Origin of the sequence: Kribbella aluminosa (genome assembly GCF_017876295.1) — a bacterium.
In the GTDB taxonomy this organism is placed as follows: Bacteria; Actinomycetota; Actinomycetes; order Propionibacteriales; family Kribbellaceae; genus Kribbella; species Kribbella aluminosa.
Map to the genome: position 1 here is coordinate 2,272,404 of NZ_JAGINT010000001.1, position 16,334 is coordinate 2,288,737.

A 16,334-nucleotide genomic window follows, 5' to 3' on the forward strand; every position below is an offset into this window, starting at 1 on the left:
GGACGCATGCTCGTCGGACCGTGACGACGACAGGAGGACTCGATGCTGCAGCGCAGCCCGGATCCGGTGAACCGGCCCCTGAGCCATCGGGATTACCTCGCCCTGAAGCGTTTCCCTGCGCTGGACGGTCTGCGCGCGATCGCCGCCCTGCTGGTGGTGTTCTTCCACAACAACGGCCCGGACTGGTTGCAGGGGTGGATCGGCGTTCAGATCTTCTTCGTGATCTCCGGCTTCCTGATCACTACGCTGATGCTGCGTGAGGAAGACCGGAACGGCCGGATCTCGTTCCGGGACTTCTTCGTCCGCCGGGTGTTCCGCATCCTGCCGATGTACTTCGTGATCCTCGGAGTGACGCTGGTCATCCAACTCCGCCACGGCACGGTCGCGACCACAGCGCCAGGCTCAGAACTGCCGAAGTACCTCCTGTTCCTGAACGAGTTCGGTCACGGCGGGCTCTACGGGCAGTCCTGGACCCTTGGCGTCGAGCAGAAGTTCTATCTGCTGTGGCCGCTGCTGGCCTTCGCGCCCGGCATCGCAGCGCGGGCGGGCCGATCCAGCCTCCGGATCGGCCTCTCGCTGGGACTGATGGCAATCTCGCTGGCCGCCGTCCCGTTCACCCTGGCCGACGATCCGAAGGGCTGGCCGGCGCACTACTTCTCGATCCTGATCGGCTGCCTGCTCGCGATACTGTTGCACCACCCGACGACTTATGCGTTGCTCCGGCCGCTGACTCGACCGTGGGTGGCGAGCGTCGCGGCGGGGACGTTCCTGGGTGTTCATCTGGGCGTGCGGCACTTCGTTGCCGAGATCGATCGCCATCACCTGGCCGGAGACGTCGCAGGCGTTATCGCGATCACCCCGCTGTACGCGGCCGTGACCGCCGTGATCCTGCTGCCCGCCTTGATCGCCAACGCGGTACCACAGCGGTTGTTGTCGTCGCGGGTGATGGTGTTCCTGGGCGAACGCTCCTACTCCATTTATCTGATCCAGAACCTGGCGAGCGACCTCGTCATCGCCCTCTGCCCGTCGCTGCGCACCAGCCCGCTCCTGGTCCTGGTGGTGATCCCGGCGACCGTCGCGCTGTCACACTTCACCTGTCAGTGGGTGGAACGCCCGATGATCAGGTTCGGGCAGTCGAAGCTGAAGGGGTCTTCAGGTTCCTTCAGGCCCGCTTCGGCCGGTCGCCTCGATACTTCCCGGCATGGCTGAAGCATGCAGGTTCGCGGGCATCGAGGTCGCGGTGATCGTGCCGTGCTACAACGAGGCGGCGGCGGTGCGGGCGGTGGTCGCCGGGCTGCGTGACTCGTTGCCAACGGCGCGGATCTACGTGTTCGACAACAACTCGACCGATGGCACCGGGGCGATCGCCGCGGATGCCGGCGCGATCGTGCGGCGGGTCACGCGCAAGGGCAAGGGCAACGTGGTCCGGCGTGCGTTCGCGGACGTCGAGGCCGACGTGTACGTGCTGATCGACGGTGACGACACCTACGATGCGGCTCGTGCCGCCGAGCTGGTCGAGGTGCTGCTGACCGGGCCGTACGACCACGTCGTCGGCGTACGGCGGCACTCGAACGTGGCGGCGTACCGGCCCGGGCACACGCTCGGGAACCGGATGCTGACCGGGGCCGTCGGCACGTTGTTCGGGCGCGACATCACCGACATGCTGAGCGGGTACCGCGCCTTGTCCCGGCGGTACGTCAAGTCGTTCCCCGCGTTGTCGCAGGAGTTCGAGATCGAGACCGAGCTGACGATCCACTCGCTGCACCTGCGGGTACCGGTCGCCGAGGTCGAGGTCGGGTACAAGGCGCGGCCGGAGGGCGGCGAGAGCAAGCTCCGGACCTACCGCGACGGCGCGCGGATCCTGCGCTGGATCCTGGACCTGGCGCGGCTCGAGCGGCCGACGCTGTTCCACGGCGTACTCGCCGCCGTGTGCGGCCTGCTCGCGCTGGTGCTCGGCGTACCCGTGGTCCTGGAGTACCTCGACACCGGGCTGGTCCCGCGGTTCCCGACGGCGATCCTGGCGTCTTCGATCGGGCTGACCGCGATCCTGCTGGTGGTGCTCGGCTACCTGCTCGACGCGATCAGCAGGAGTCGGCAGGAAGCCGCGCGGCTGAGCTACCTCAGACACCCGGCGCCCGCACGAGGGCGCGAAGTCCCCGGGGCGCGGGTGTGTGAGGGGGTGCCGGGAGCGGTTGGTGAGGGAGCGGCTCGGTGGATGCGTGAGTCGGCGGAGGACGGGAGATGTTGATGGCGTGGGCGGGGCGTGGTCGGGTGGGGTGGCTTGGGCGGCAGTGGGCGGTGGTGCTTGCGGCGGTCGGGGCTGGGCTGACGTTTGTCGTGAGCGGGATCATCCGGCATACGTATCCCTTCGGGGAGGTGTCGCGGAGTACGAACGACCTCGGGCAACAGGTCGTGCCGATGTACGCGCACTACCGCGACCTGCTCACCGGCCAGGGCGTCGGCGACCTGCTCTTCAACTGGTCGAGCGGCTTCGGCGTACCGTTCCTCGCCGACTTCATGGCGTACGTCGGCTCGACGCTTTCGTGGATCGTGCTGCTGTTCCCCCGCGACCACATCGACCTCGCGCTGTTCCTGGTCGACGTGGTCGCGATCGCGCTCGCCGCCGGTGCGATGACGGCGTACCTGCGGCGGCTGCGTCCAGGCCCGGCCTGGATCGCGGTCGTCGCGGGCATCTCCTACGGCGCGTGCGGCTGGGCGATCGACGACGCGGCGTACATGACTGTGTGGCTGAACGGGCTGGTCGCGTTCCCAGTGCTTTGTCTGTTGTGTGAGTGGATTCTTCGGCGGCGGTCGGTTGTGCCGTTGCTGGTCACGCCGTTCGTGGTGGCGCTGCTGTGGACCTCGGCGTTCTACACGGTGTACATGGCAACGATCGGTGCCGCGATCGTGGTGGTGGCACGGATCCTGGCGTACGACGCGAACATCTCGTGGCGGGAGCGGCTGAGCGGGGCCGTGCGATGCGTGCTGGCCATGATGCTCGGGATCGCGCTCGCGGCGCCGTTGCTGCTGCCGACGTTCCTGGCGGTGCGGGCCGCGCGACCGAGTCCGGATGCCGTGTTCAGCCCGATCGGGCCGGTCGTGTTCCTGGCTCGGCTGCTCCCGGGGAGCGAAGGGGTCGGGACGACGCCTGGGCTGGCCGTCGGCACGGTCATGCTGCTGCTCGCCGTCAGCTTCCCGTTGAACCGCGCGATCCCGGGCCGGGAGCGGATCGCGTGGACGGCGGCGGTCGTTCTCACCATGCTCAGCCTGCAGATCGGGATCACGCATCGGATCTGGCACGGGTTCGACACCCCGAACGGGAGCCCGTATCGGCAGGCGTTCGTCGTCGCCGGGTTGCTGGTGATCGTCGGATGGATGTCGGCCGCAGCTGGGGTACGGAGCGTGCTGACCGTTGCTACTGCCGTAGGTGCGGCGGGACTGCTGTGTCTGGTGGCCTGGAACGTTCGGTCGACGACGACCACGACGCACCGGGTCGTACCGCTGCTGATCGTGATCGGTGTTGTCGCCTGGCTGGCTGGTCGACGGCCGGGGCGGATACGACGTGGTGCGGTGGTGGTTCTCGTCGGTGCCGTTCTGCTCGAGGTGACGCTGTCCTCGGCGGCTATCGATGAGCGGCGGAGCAAGTTCCTGAGCGCGAAGGGGCCGTGGGGCGCGCAGCACGCGGCGGTCCGGGAACTGGTGCGGTCGGCGGACGACTGGCCGAGGTATCGCGTGGCGGCCGGTGCGGGGCAGACGGTCAACGATCCGATGCTGATCGGCGGGCAAGGGCCGCAGTACTACTCGAGCACGATCCCGGATCGGGTCTCGCAGCAGTTGCTGGACCTGGGCTTCGGGTACAGCTCGTACGGGCGGGCCACGGTAGATCCGCAGAACCCGGTGGTCGATGCGATCTTCGCGACGGGGGCGCGGGTGGTTCCGGGGGAGGTGCCGTCGTTGCGGAAGTACGAGGTGTCGCCGCTGGTGACCGTACGGTCGGCGGCATCCTTCAGGTCGGACGACCCGGGGCCGTTCGGGGCGCAGGAGTCGGCGCTGGGCGCGGATGTGTACACCGTGCCGGCGGTCCGGGCAGAGAAGGGCGCCGAGGTGATCGTGTCGGGCCGGCGAGGAGACCTGGTAGTCGCACCGACGCCCGAAGCTCAAACAGCGCCAACCGCGGGCGGCGTCCGTGGGCGGTCGGTGGAGACACGGTTGCTGGCTTCGTGCGTGCCTGGCTCGGAGGTCTGGCTCGCGGCGCCGAGTTTCGTCGGTTCGGTGCTGGTTGCGGGCCGCGGGTGGGTCACCAACCTGTCGTCGAAGGTGAACTCTCCGGGGATCTACGCGGGGGCTCCGATGGTTCGGGTCGGCATCGTCGACGCGGATGGCGTGGTCGCGGTGCCGATCCGCGTCGACAGCGCGACGCGGCTTCCCGCGGCGCCGATCGGGTGCATGGATGCGAACAAACTCAAGGCTGCTGTCCATGAGCTCAGGGCTGTGCGACCAGCGGTGAAGGTCGCCGGACACGGCCTGGGCCTCCGTCTGGAGCCGAGTGGCGCGCCGACGACTGTGGTCGTCGCGGTGGTCCGGATCGACGGCTGGAGCTGCTCCGTCGACGGCGGTGGCACCCGCACCCCCGACAGCCGAGCCGGCCTGCTCGCGATCCCGCTACCAGCAGGCGCCACGGAAGTGTCGTGCACCTACCAACCACCGGGCCTGTCCCTGGGCCTGATCATGGCCACTGCTGCACTCCTGATATTGCTCGGCCTCGGTCTCGCCGGCCACCTCCTGGACATCTGGAGGTCTAAGCGCTTAGAGTCTAACCGCTTAGACCTCCCTGCCTGATGGCTCCACTCTTGATGGAAAGGGGATCGCTGTGCGGCGGAACCTCTTCGCTCTACCGGCCGCGGCGGTTGCCGCGGCCCTGCTCCTGGCCGGCTGCGGCGGCTCGTCCGGCGCCAACGGGTCCGGCAGCACCCAGACGGCCGACCCCGGCCCGGATACCGGGACGATCACGTTCACCGGCACCGACAACGCCGAGACCTACCAACCGGTGATCAAGGCCTTCGAGGCGAAGAACCCGGGGATCAAGGTCACCTACACGCAGATCCCGTTCGACCAGTTCAACGCCACCATGCAGCAGCGGCTGAGCGCGAAGGACACCGGGATCGACGTCTACACGGTCGACGAGCCGCGCGTCTCCCAGCTCGCCGCGAAGGGGTTCCTCACCGATCTCAGCGACCTCGACGGCAAGGTCAAGACCTCGTTCAGCGCCGCGGCGTACAAGACCAACCACTTCCGCGACAAGCTCTGGTCGCTGCCCATGTGGAACTCGACGCAGTACCTCTTCTACAACAAGACCGCGCTCGCGAAGGCGAAGGTGACGCCGCCGGCGGCAGACCCGCAGCAGCGCTGGACGTGGGAGCAGGTCGAGGCGGCCGGCCGGAAGAGCATGCAGGCGGGCGGCACGAAGTACGGCCTGTTCATGGAGCAGCCGGAGGCGTACTACCAGCTGCAGCCGCTGGCCGAGTCGCTCGGCGGCGGATCCGGCGTCGAGGGTGCCGACGTGCTGACGCCGGCGATCGAGACCGACGGCTGGAAGAAGGCGATGCAGTGGTACGGCGCCACGTTCGCGAGCGGGTTGTCGCCGCGCGGTATCGGCGGGTTCCAGACCGGACCGGTGTTCTCCAACGGTGACGTGGCGTTCTTCGTCGGCGGCCCGTGGGACCTGAAGATCTTCGGCAGCTCGAAGATCGACTGGGGCGTCGCGCCGCTGCCGTACTTCCAGGGCGGCAAGCCGGTCACCCCGACCGGTTCCTGGTCGCTCGGCATCAACCCGGCCTCGAAGCAGCAGGGGATGGCCCGCAAGTTCCTGGAGTTCGCGACGCTCGACCCGGCCGGCAACCTGGCCACCACGAGTACGACGACGATCATCCCGGCGAACCTCGACGCGCAGAAGCAGTACACCCCGAAGATGGACGCGTTCTCCGGCGCGAAGACGGCCGGTGCGGCGGCGATCACGGCGTACGAGAGTGAGCACACCGCGGTGTCGCGGCCGGTCAGCGTCGGGTACATCCAGTTCGAGGAAGTGCTGGGGAAGGCGTTCGCCGACATCCGCAACGGGACGAACCCGGACGCACGGTTGCAGCAGGCCACCCAGCAGCTGACCGAGGCGTGGCGATCCATCAAATGAGGCAGATCAAGTGAAGCAAAGGCAGGGGCTGATCGCCCTGGCCTTCCTGACGCCCGCGCTCGTGTGTCTCGCCGTACTGCGGATCGTCCCGGCGATCTCGGCGGTGGTGGAGAGCTTCTACACCGAGAGCCTGCTGCGCGGCGGCCGGGTGTTCACCGGGCTGAGCAACTACACGGATCTGCTGGGCAGCAAGGACTTCCGGCAGTCGGTCGGTGTCACGTTGCTCTTCACCGTGCTGGTGAACCCGATCCAGGTCGTGGTCTCGTTCCTGCTCGCGGTGCTGTTCACCCAGAAGGCGGCCGGCTCGAAGCTCTGGCGGACGTTGGTGATCCTCCCGATCGCCACGCCGCCGGCCGTTTCGGCCGTCATCTGGAGCGTCATCTACCGCCCCGACGGACTCGGGAACGGCGTACTGGGACGCCTCGGCCTGCCGGCGCAGCCGTTCCTCACCTCGCCGAATCAGGTACTGCCGTCGCTGATCGTGCTGCTGTCCTGGATCGGCGTGGGGTACTGGATGCTGTTCCTGATCGCCGGCATCCAGGAGGTCCCGGTCGAGGTCCGCGAGGCCGCGCTGCTGGACGGCGCCGGGCCGTGGCGGCGGATGATCTCGGTGATCCTCCCGCTCGTACGGCGACCGCTCGCGTTCGTGCTGGTCGCGGACACGGTGTCGAACCTGCTCGTGTTCGCGCCGGTGCAGATCCTCACCAAGGGCGGGCCGAACGGCAACAGCAACCTGTTGATGTACGACGTCTACAACCGCGCGTACGCGATCGGTGACATCCACGTCGCCCAGGCCGAAGTGGTGATCCTGGTCGCGCTGACGCTGGCGATCGTGGCCGGGCAGTTCCGGCTGCTGCGAGGTGACCAGTGAAGCGGATGAGCCTGTCGGTGCTCGGCGGAGTCGTCGGCATCCTGTTCTTCCTGCCACTGCTCTGGGTCGTGACGAACTCGCTGCGCCCCGGCTCGGAGACGTTCGCCCATCTCAACCCGCTGTCCTGGCAGACGTTCTTCGAACTGCGGCCGACGCTCACCAACTACTCGGCCCTGCTGGGCAGCGAGATCGGCCGCGCGACGCTGAACTCGATCCTGGTCAGCGCGCTCACCGTCGCGATCGGGCTGGCGGTCTGTGCGACGGCGGCGTTCGGGCTGGCGGCGTTCGAGTTCCGCGGCCGCGGGCTCGTGTTCGGCATCGTCGTACTGAGCTTCCTGGTGCCGTTCGACGCGATCGCCATCCCGCTGTCGACGATGTTCCGGGACTGGCACCTGACCAACACCTTCACCGGGCTGGTGCTGCCGGGCATCGGCAACGGGATGGCGATCTTCCTGCTCCGGCAGTTCTTCCTGGGCGTCCCGGCCGAACTGGTCGAGGCCGGCCGGCTGGACGGGCTGGGGTGGTTCGGCGTCTTCCGCTGGATCTACCTGCCGCTGTCCAAGCCCGCGCTGATCGGCGCCGGGCTGATGCTGTTCCTGTTCCAGTGGCAGGCGTACGTGTGGCCGCTGCTGATCGGCACCGACGCGAAGCACATCCTCGGCCCGGTCGCGCTGTCCAACCTGCAGGGCCAGAACTTCGCCGACTACGGCCTCGTGTTCGCGGGCGCCGTCGTCCTCACCGTGATCCCGCTGGTGGTCATCGCCGGCTTCCAGCGGTACTTCGTCCAGTCCGTGTCGAGTACCGGGCTCAAATGACCGGGCTCAAGTAAGGAGTTACGTGCGATCCCTCATTCTCGATACCGACATCGGGTCCGACGTGGACGACGCGATGGCGCTCGCCCAGCTGCTCGGCAGCCCGGAGCTCGACCTCGCCGAGGTGCACACCGTGTACGGCGACACCCGGCTGCGGGCCCAGCTCGCCCGGCGGTACGGCGTACTCGCCGGCCGTGAGCTGACCGTCGTACCGGGGCTCGTCGATCCGTTGTCCGGGCGGGAGGTCTGGTGGGCCGGGCACGAAGGCACGCTGCACGACGGGCTGGACGCCGAGACGATCAGCGCGGACAGTGCGCCGGAGCGGCTGGTCGAGCTGCTGCGGGCGCGTCCCGGTGAGCTCGACGTGGCGGCGATCGGGCCGTTGACCAACATCGCGGCCGCGCTCGCCCTCGAACCGCAGGCGGCCTGGTGGATCCGGCATCTGTGGGTGATGGGCGGGTCGTTCGGTGACGACGTGTGCGAGCACAACTTCAAGTCCGACGACGTCGCGGCGCAGGTCGTGCTGAGCGCGGGGATTCCGACGACGATCACCGGGCTGGAGATCACCCGTCAGGTCACGATCGAGAAGGCTCGGCTGGAGCGGATCCGGGGCGCTGGGCGGTTGGGCGCGGCGCTCGGGGCGGACATCGAGCAGTGGTGGGCGTTCTGGAACGAGACGTGGAACGTGCCGCACGATCCGGTGGCGGTGCTCACACTGAGCCGCCCGGAGCTGTTCACCTTCTCCAAGCTCGGACAGGTGTCGATCCAGGTCGGGGGAGAGCAGGCGGGGCACAGCACGTTCGCGCCTGCTGCGGACGGCACGGTGCGGATCGTGACTGCGGTCGAGGCCGAGGAGGTGGCCGAGGAGATCACGCGGCGGATCGTGGTGGCGGGAACGGCATACGCTGTCGGGCGTGGGGAGATCGATGGCGACCGCGCGTGACGTCGCGGAGCGCGCCGGGACGTCGACCGCGGTGGTCAGCTACGTCTTCAACAACGGGCCGCGGCCGGTGTCCGCGGAGACCCGGCGGCGCGTGCTGGAGGCGGCGGCGGAGCTGGAGTACCGGCCCAACATCCTGGCCCGTGCGCTCAGTGCGGGCCGCACGTACTCGCTCGGCCTGCTGATCCCGCAGATCCGCAACCCGTACTTCGCGACCCTCGCCGAGCACCTGGAGAACTTCGCCCGGCAGCACGACCACCTGCTGCTGATCGGCGACTCGGCGGGCGACCCGGCGCAGGAGTCCGCGCACATCGGGTCGTTCATCGAGCGCAAGGTCGACGGCGTCGTCCTCGTCTCGCTGCTCGTCGAGCCGGCGATCCAGCGGTTCGCGGCGGCCGGCGTACCGGTCGTCGCCCTGCACCCGGTGCCGGACGGCGTCACGGTCTCGACGTTGTCGATCGACTACGTCGCGGGCGCCGAGGCGTCGGCGGATCACCTGCTGTCGCACGGTTACCGCACCCTCGGTGTCGTCACCGGCCCGGAGGAATCACCCGGTACGGCGGAGCACCGGCGCGGGATCGAGCGCGCGCTGAAGGGGCATCCGGGGTCGACGGCGCGGTACGTCGCGGCGCCGGTCTCCCGGTTCGCGGCGCGGGACGCCGTACGGTCGTGGTTCCAGCAGAAGCGGCCGCCGCGGGCGATCTACTGCTCGACGGACGAGCAGGCGTTCGGCGTACTGTTCGCGGCCTGGGAGGCGGGGCTGCGAGTCCCGGAGGACGTCGCGGTGATGGGGTTCGACGGGACCAGCGAGTGCACGGTGACGGTCCCGCCGCTGGCCAGCGTGCGGCAGCCGATCGAGGAGACCGCACGCCAGGCCGTCGAGCTGCTGCTCGACCGGAGCACGCCGCCCGCGGCGCGACACGTGCTCGACTACGAGCTGGTCCCGAGTACGTCCTGCGGGTGTCAGGCGGCCGAGGGGCTGGACTGAGACGGTCCGGACTGCGGCGGTGCCGACAGTGCGCGGCGTACCGACCAGGCGACTCCGATCAGTACGACGCCCCAGATGAGGGCCGTGATGCCCAGCAGTACGGCGATGCTGACCGCGCCCGCGCCGGGGTTGGCGGCGAACAGGATGCCGATCAGGAGCGACAGCGCGCCGTTCAGGACGAGCAGCCACCGCGGCATCACCTGCTGACTGAAGAACGCGCCCGCGAGTTCGAAGATGCCTCGGACGATCAGCCAGATCCCGAGGATCCAGGTCAACGTCGCGGCGGTCATGCCCGGGCTGGTGATCGCGAAGAACGCCGCCAGCAAAGCGATCACGCCGAGCACGATCAGCCATACCCGGCTGCCGCGGTACTCCGGCTGGAAGGCCTGGACGACCGAACCGATTCCGTCCGTGAGGGCCCAGAAGCCCCACAACAGGGCGAGCGCGATCGCCGTGGAGATCGGCCACGCGATCGCGAGGATCCCGAACACGATGCCGATCACACCGCGGACGAGCAACATCTTCCACCCCAGAGTCAGCCAGTCCCGTTCCATAGTTCCGACCTCCCGAACGTCCGGCACCCGGCGTACCGGAATCCTCACCCATCGTCACGCACGGGCCCTCCAGGGGCAATGTCCGCCACGACAAGGGGTTTGGTTGCCTCGAATCCGGCTAGCCTGGACGAATGGCCGTCGAGCTCAACCACACCATCGTCAACTGCAGCGACAAGGAGGCGTCGGCGCGCTTCCTGGCCGGCCTCCTCGGACTCGGCGAACCGGGCAGCTACGGACCGTTCGCGGTCGTGCAGCTCGGGAACGGCGCGTCCCTGGACTTCGCCGACGCCCACGGACAGCCGCACCGACAGCACTACGCGTTCCTGGTGACAGAGGACGAGTTCGACCAGATCCACGCGCGGATCGTCGAGCAGGGCCTCACCTACTGGGCGGACCCGTTCCACCGCCGCGAGGCCGAGATCAACACCAACGACGGCGGCCGCGGCCTCTACTGGGACGACCCGGACGGCCACAACCTCGAGATCCTGACAGTGCCGTACGGCGGGTGGCCCTCGGCGCAGGGCTGATCCGGCGCCTTACCGTTGGTGAGTGCCCCTGGCTGTGTGCTGGTTGTTCGACCGCCCTGCGGGAGTGGAAGCTCGACGAGGTGACCAAGGCCGTCGAGGAACTACCGGACGGCGGACCCGTCTCGCTGTACTTCGACGCACTCGGCACGTTCCGGCGCGGCCGCGCGTGGCTGGTGCCGGCTGTCAACGCCGCCGCACTACAACGACAGGAGCAGGTGGTCTCGGCCATCACGGCCACTGGCGCGGACCTGCACAGGCATTACGTACCAGGCCGGTGGGTTCCCCACTGCACCCTCGCGCCACGAGTACCCCTCAGCGCACTCCCCACCCTCACCGCCGCCGTGTACGACGTACTGCCCCTGCAAGCGGAGGTGACCCGAGCAGCCCGCATCGACAGCAGCACCGGCCACCTCCATGCGCTCGAGCGCATCCCTTAGCCCGGCAGCCGAACTTCGTGACAACGCAGCTCCGTCGGCGCGCACAACCGGACTTGGGGAGGTTTTTGTGCCGAATCGGGCACAAAACCCTCCCCAAGTTCGCCTCGCCGCGGCAGCGCCGCGGCAGCGCCGCGGGTTTGAGGGCGCAGCCGTAGGTGAATGACACGAGCCAGATGCCCATCAGGGCGGGGGATCCCGCCGCTGCGGTGGTCGGGATGGTCGAGTGCACGGCCGCCGATCGGCAGGTCGACAGGAGATGTCCGGTGGCCGGCTAGTGCACCTGAGCGTGATCGCCTTCCTGCGTACGGCGTCTCGCCGGTGCACTACCTGTCGACCTTGCACATTTCTCCGTGCGTGATCCGTCCGGAACGGCTGTGCCGAACCCCGCACGCTCAGTAGGACGACCCTCCCCACAGATTCGTGCGGAGGCGGACTTTCGTCGGTGCGGGTCGTTGCGGTCTTCCCCTGAGCGAAAGCTACTCGTTGGCCGAGGGGCCGACCGAGCTCGCGGAACCGGTGGACCAGGCCGACATTGCCGAGGCCGAGACGATCAAGGCGCGAGGTGAGTGGATCTCCCAGGAAGAAGTCGTGAGGCTCTCCTGGAGATCGACGAACGCCTTGGGTAGCACCGGCCTCCGTTGGCTCCGGCTGGGCGATCACCCACTGTGGTACGAGATCTCACTCCGAGGCGCCGGGGCTACTCCGAGGCGCGGCGGAGGGCCTCCGAAAGACGTTCGGCGGCGGCCATTACGGCGGGGGCGTGCATGCGGCCCGGCTGGCGGGAGAGGCGTTCGATCGGGCCGGAGACCGAAACCGCGGCGATCACCTTGCCGCTGGGGGAGCGGACCGGGGCCGAGACCGAGGCAACACCCTGCTCGCGTTCGCCGACCGAGTGCGCCCAGCCGCGACGCCGTACGCCGGCCAGCGCGGCCGCGTTGAAGGAGGAGTTGTGGAGGCCGCGGTGCATCCGCTCCGGGTCCTCCCAGGCCAGCAGTATCTGCGCGGCCGACCCGGCCGCCATCGTCAACTGGCTGCCCACCGGGACGGTGTCGCGCAGACCGGAGGGGCGCTCCGCGGCGGCGACGCAGACGCGGTACTCGCCCTGGCGGCGGAAGAGCTGTGCGGATTCGCCGGTGATGTCGCGCAGTCGTGCCAGCACCGGGCCGGCGGTCGCAAGCAGCCGGTCCTCACCGGCGGCGGAGGCCAACTCACTGAGTCGCGGACCGAGCACGAAGCGTCCCTGCATGTCGCGCCCGACCAGCCGGTGGTGCTCGAGAGCTACTGCGAGACGATGTGCCGTCGGGCGCGCCAGTCCCGTCGCCGCCACCAGTCCGGCCAGGGTCGCCGGCCCGGACTCGAGTGCGGACAGAACGAGAGCTGCTTTGTCGAGAACGCCGACTCCGCTAGAGTTGTCCATGAGACGATACTGCCGTCTCGAATCGTGGAACGCAAGTCGCTTCGGCAGCCCAATCCAGAGCACTGTGAGCGAAAGCACCACACTTCCAATCTCAAAGGAGAGTCTGATGGGTAGGACGTTGTCGGAAAAGGTCTGGGATGCGCACGTCGTGCGCCATGCCGACGGAGAACCCGACCTCCTCTACATCGACCTCCACCTGGTCCACGAGGTGACCAGTCCGCAGGCCTTCGACGGCCTCCGGCTGGCGGGTCGCGGCGTACGGCGTCCCGATCTGACCATCGCCACCGAGGACCACAACGTCCCCACTTTCGACGTCGACAAGCCGATCGCCGACCCGGTGTCGCGGACCCAGGTGGACACGCTGCGGAAGAACGCCGAGGAGTTCGGCATCCGGATCCACACCCTCGGCGACCCGGACCAGGGCGTCGTCCATGTGATCGGCCCGCAGCTCGGCCTGACCCAGCCCGGGATGACCGTGGTCTGCGGTGACAGCCACACCTCCACGCACGGCGCGTTCGGGGCGATTGCCTTCGGCATCGGTACCAGCGAGGTCGAGCACGTGCTGGCCACCCAGACGCTGATGCAGGCCCGCCCGAAGACGATGGCGGTCACGGTCGACGGCGTACTGCCCGACGGCGTCTCGGCCAAGGACCTGGTGCTGTCGCTGATCGCGCAGGTCGGCACCGGCGGCGGCCAGGGCTACATCGTCGAGTACCGCGGCGAGGCGATCCGGGCGCTCAGCATGGAAGCCCGGATGACGATCTGCAACATGTCGATCGAGTGGGGCGCGAAGGCCGGCCTGATCGCGCCGGACGAGACCACGTTCGAGTACCTGAAGGACAAGCCGCACGCGCCGCAGGGCGTCGACTGGGAAGCGGCCGTCGAGTACTGGAAGAGCCTGGGCACCGACGAGGACGCGACGTTCGACCGTGAGGTCGTCCTGAGGGCCGAGGAGATCACGCCGTTCGTCACCTGGGGCACCAACCCGGGCCAGGGCGTCGCGCTCTCGGACGTGGTCCCGTCGCCGGACGACTTCGACAACGAGAACGACAAGGTCGCCGCCGAGCGCGCGCTGGACTACATGGGCCTGACCGCCGGTACGCCGCTGCGCGACATCCACGTGGACACGGTGTTCCTGGGGTCCTGCACCAACGGCCGGATCGAGGACCTGCGGGCCGCGGCCGGCGTACTGGCCGGGCGGAAGGTTGCCGAGGGCACCCGGATGCTCGTCGTCCCGGGCTCCGGCCGGGTCCGGCTGCAGGCCGAGGCCGAGGGGCTGGACGCGATCTTCAAGGACGCCGGCGCCGAGTGGCGCGGCGCCGGGTGCTCGATGTGCCTGGGCATGAACCCGGACCAGCTGGCCCCGGGGGAGCGCAGCGCCTCCACCTCGAACCGGAACTTCGAAGGCCGCCAGGGCAAGGGCGGCCGCACCCACCTGGTGTCGCCGCTGGTCGCCGCCGCGACCGCCGTCACCGGGACGCTGGCCGCACCCGCCGACCTGCCGCCCGTCGCCGTACCTGCGAACGCCTGAGGAGCAAGGGAATCATGGAAGCCTTCACCCAGCACATCGGTACGGCGGCCCCGCTGCGCCGGAGCAACGTCGACACCGACCAGATCATCCCTGCCGTGTACCTGAAGCGGGTCACCCGGACCGGCTTCGAGGACGGGCTGTTCGCTGCCTGGCGCAACGATCCTTCCTTCGTGCTCAACCAGCCCGAGTACGAAGGGGTCTCGGTGCTGGTCGCCGGACCGGACTTCGGCACCGGATCGTCCCGGGAGCACGCGGTCTGGGCCCTGCTCGACTACGGGTTCCGGGTCGTCGTCTCGTCGCGGTTCGGCGACATCTTCCGCGGCAACTCCGGCAAGGCCGGCCTGCTGGCCGCCCTGGTCACGCAGGAGGTCGTCGAGCAGCTGTGGACCGCGGTCGAGGCCGACCCGGGCACCAAGGTCACGGTCGACCTGGAGAACAAGACGATCTCGGCCGGTGACGTCTCGGCACCCTTCGAGATCGACGACTACACGCGCTACCGGCTGCTGAACGGTCTCGACGACGTCGGCATCACGCTGTCGCACGCGGACGAGATCACTGCGTACGAAGCAACCCGACCGTCCTTCAAGCCTGCAACCCTTCCGGCCAAGGCCTGAGAGCTCTCTCAGAGTTGTCGTCCCCGTAACGTTTGGGTGGGCGGGGGCGATAACTCGGGTGTTACCCTTGCGGGGTTGTCAGAACAAGGCTTGCGGGACCGAGGAGGTGAGGACGCTCGTGAACAACAGCAGCGATCCCTCCAGACATACGGGTCTCGCTCGGCCTTGGGGGGCTTTCTTCCTCTAGTAGTTGTGGGTCGGGCAGACGTGCGCTCATCACTTGCCTGGATCACCCGCATCTGGAGGACTCATGTCCGACCTGCGCCTGCGCACCTTCCGTGCGTTCAGCCGTACTCCGTCACTGCGTGCCGCCGCTCGCAAGCACGCCGCATCCGTTGCCGCGTCCGCGATCGAGCCGGAGACCAAGCAGGCCCGGGATCCGCAGAAGCCCAAGGGGCACAGCGTCGTCGACAGTGCGATCTACTGCGACGGCAACCGGGTCGCGTCGCCGCATTCGCTGGCCGACACGTATTCCGCGCTCCATGACGCCCCGCAGAGCCTGGCCTGGATCGGGCTGTACCGGCCGGACCGCCGTGAGCTGGCGTCGCTGGCGCAGGAGTTCGACCTGCACGAGCTGGCGATCGAGGACGCGAACGAGGCGCATCAGCGGCCGAAGCTGGAGCGGTACGGCGACACGTTGTTCGTCGTCCTGAAGGCTGCGCGGTACCGGGACGCGACCGAGGAGGTCGAGTTCGGCGAGGTGCACGTGTTCGTCGGCCGGGACTTCGTGGTGACGGTCCGGCACGCCGAAGCGCCGAACCTGGCCGCCGTACGGCGTCGGGTCGAACGCGATCCGGAGCTTCTCAGCCGGGGTGCCGAAGCCGTGCTGTACGCGATCATGGACAAGGTCGTGGACGGGTACGCGCCGGTGGTCGCCGGCCTGGAGAACGACATCGACGAGATCGAGACCGAGGTGTTCCGGGGCGACCCGAAGGTGTCCCGCCGGATCTACGAACTGTCCCGCGAGGTGATCGAGTTCCAGCGCGCCACCCGGCCGTTGATCGGGATCCTCGAGCAGCTCCGCGGCGGCTTCCAGAAGTACGGCGTGGACGAGGAGCTGCAACGTTCACTGCGTGACGTCGCCGACCACGTCACCGAGGTGGTGGAGAAGGTCGACGGCTTCCGCGAGCTGCTCCGCGACATCCTGACCGTGAACGCGACCCTGGTGGCGCAGCAGCAGAACGAGGAGATGAAGAGCCTCGCGATCGCCAGCAGCGAGCAGAACGAAGAGGTGAAGCGGATCTCTGCGTGGGCGGCGATCCTGTTCGCGCCGACGCTGATCGGGACTGTCTACGGGATGAACTTCGACAAGATGCCGGAGCTGCACTGGGAGTACGGATACCCGTTCGCGATCGGCTTGATGGCCTTGGTGTGTGGAGGTCTGCACCAGATCTTCAAGCGCCGCGGCTGGCTGTGAAGCCGACCGAATCTGCAGCCAAAAACCCTCCAGGAGCCC

At 68.6% G+C, this 16,334-nt stretch carries 15 protein-coding genes; 13 read left to right on the forward strand and 2 right to left on the reverse strand.

The features are described 5' to 3' along the window. Positions 1–42 precede the first annotated feature (42 nt). From JOF29_RS11055 to JOF29_RS11090, 8 genes are read left to right on the forward strand one after another with little or no spacing between them, the layout of a single operon-like run. Positions 43–1,209, forward strand: coding sequence for an acyltransferase family protein (locus tag JOF29_RS11055; RefSeq protein ID WP_209694109.1), 1,167 nt, complete (start codon positions 43–45; stop codon positions 1,207–1,209). Continuing rightward, positions 1,202–2,248, forward strand: coding sequence for a glycosyltransferase (locus JOF29_RS11060; protein WP_209694110.1), 1,047 nt, complete (start codon positions 1,202–1,204; stop codon positions 2,246–2,248). The genes JOF29_RS11055 and JOF29_RS11060 overlap by 8 nt, the downstream gene beginning before the upstream one ends. Next, complete coding sequence (locus JOF29_RS11065) at positions 2,242–4,839, forward strand: YfhO family protein (RefSeq protein WP_209694111.1); 2,598 nt, start codon at positions 2,242–2,244, stop codon at positions 4,837–4,839. Before JOF29_RS11060 ends, JOF29_RS11065 begins: the two co-directional genes overlap by 7 nt. 31 nt (positions 4,840–4,870) lie before the next feature. Next, positions 4,871–6,187, forward strand: a complete 1,317-nt coding sequence (locus tag JOF29_RS11070; RefSeq protein ID WP_209694112.1) for an ABC transporter substrate-binding protein — start codon at positions 4,871–4,873, stop codon at positions 6,185–6,187. Between the two features lie 10 nt (positions 6,188–6,197). Then, positions 6,198–7,058: a carbohydrate ABC transporter permease gene (locus JOF29_RS11075; RefSeq protein WP_209694113.1), complete on the forward strand. Its 861-nt coding sequence runs from the start codon at positions 6,198–6,200 to the stop codon at positions 7,056–7,058. 5 nt (positions 7,059–7,063) lie between these two features. Beyond that, a complete protein-coding gene (locus JOF29_RS11080) occupies positions 7,064–7,873 on the forward strand; it encodes a carbohydrate ABC transporter permease (RefSeq protein WP_245358468.1) in 810 nt (269 codons plus the stop codon). 22 nt (positions 7,874–7,895) lie between these two features. Continuing rightward, the gene (locus JOF29_RS11085) at positions 7,896–8,813 is read left to right on the forward strand and encodes a nucleoside hydrolase (RefSeq protein ID WP_209694115.1); all 918 of its coding nucleotides are present in this window, start codon (positions 7,896–7,898) and stop codon (positions 8,811–8,813) included. Further along, complete coding sequence (locus tag JOF29_RS11090; RefSeq protein WP_209694116.1) at positions 8,797–9,798, forward strand: LacI family DNA-binding transcriptional regulator; 1,002 nt, start codon at positions 8,797–8,799, stop codon at positions 9,796–9,798. The genes JOF29_RS11085 and JOF29_RS11090 overlap by 17 nt, the downstream gene beginning before the upstream one ends. On the opposite strand, the gene JOF29_RS11095 is transcribed toward JOF29_RS11090, so the two are convergent. Next, positions 9,774–10,352 carry an HdeD family acid-resistance protein gene (locus tag JOF29_RS11095; RefSeq protein ID WP_209694117.1) on the reverse strand — a complete coding sequence of 193 codons (579 nt, stop codon included), beginning with the start codon at positions 10,350–10,352 and terminating at the stop codon, positions 9,774–9,776. The genes JOF29_RS11090 and JOF29_RS11095 overlap by 25 nt on opposite strands. A 131-nt stretch (positions 10,353–10,483) precedes the next feature. Between JOF29_RS11095 and JOF29_RS11100 the strand changes: the two genes are divergently transcribed. Together JOF29_RS11100 and JOF29_RS11105 are read left to right on the forward strand one after the other, a co-directional pair. After that, positions 10,484–10,879, forward strand: a complete 396-nt coding sequence (locus tag JOF29_RS11100) for a VOC family protein (protein ID WP_209694118.1) — start codon at positions 10,484–10,486, stop codon at positions 10,877–10,879. Beyond that, positions 10,858–11,316, forward strand: coding sequence for a 2'-5' RNA ligase family protein (locus tag JOF29_RS11105; RefSeq protein WP_209694119.1), 459 nt, complete (start codon positions 10,858–10,860; stop codon positions 11,314–11,316). Before JOF29_RS11100 ends, JOF29_RS11105 begins: the two co-directional genes overlap by 22 nt. A 697-nt stretch (positions 11,317–12,013) precedes the next feature. Here JOF29_RS11105 and JOF29_RS11110 read toward each other — a convergent pair. After that, a complete protein-coding gene (locus JOF29_RS11110) occupies positions 12,014–12,733 on the reverse strand; it encodes an IclR family transcriptional regulator (protein ID WP_134124286.1) in 720 nt (239 codons plus the stop codon). A 106-nt stretch (positions 12,734–12,839) separates the two neighbouring features. On the opposite strand from JOF29_RS11110, the gene leuC reads away from it, so the two are divergent. The 3 genes from leuC (at position 12,840) to corA (ending at position 16,295) form a co-directional block, all read left to right on the forward strand. Next, complete coding sequence (gene leuC, locus JOF29_RS11115) at positions 12,840–14,264, forward strand: 3-isopropylmalate dehydratase large subunit (RefSeq protein WP_209694120.1); 1,425 nt, start codon at positions 12,840–12,842, stop codon at positions 14,262–14,264. 14 nt (positions 14,265–14,278) lie between these two features. Beyond that, the gene (leuD, locus tag JOF29_RS11120; protein ID WP_209694121.1) at positions 14,279–14,878 is read left to right on the forward strand and encodes a 3-isopropylmalate dehydratase small subunit; all 600 of its coding nucleotides are present in this window, start codon (positions 14,279–14,281) and stop codon (positions 14,876–14,878) included. Positions 14,879–15,128: 250 nt separating this feature from the next. After that, entirely contained in the window at positions 15,129–16,295 is a 1,167-nt protein-coding gene (gene corA, locus JOF29_RS11125) for a magnesium/cobalt transporter CorA (protein WP_209694122.1), read from the forward strand. Positions 16,296–16,334: the final 39 nt, after the last annotated feature.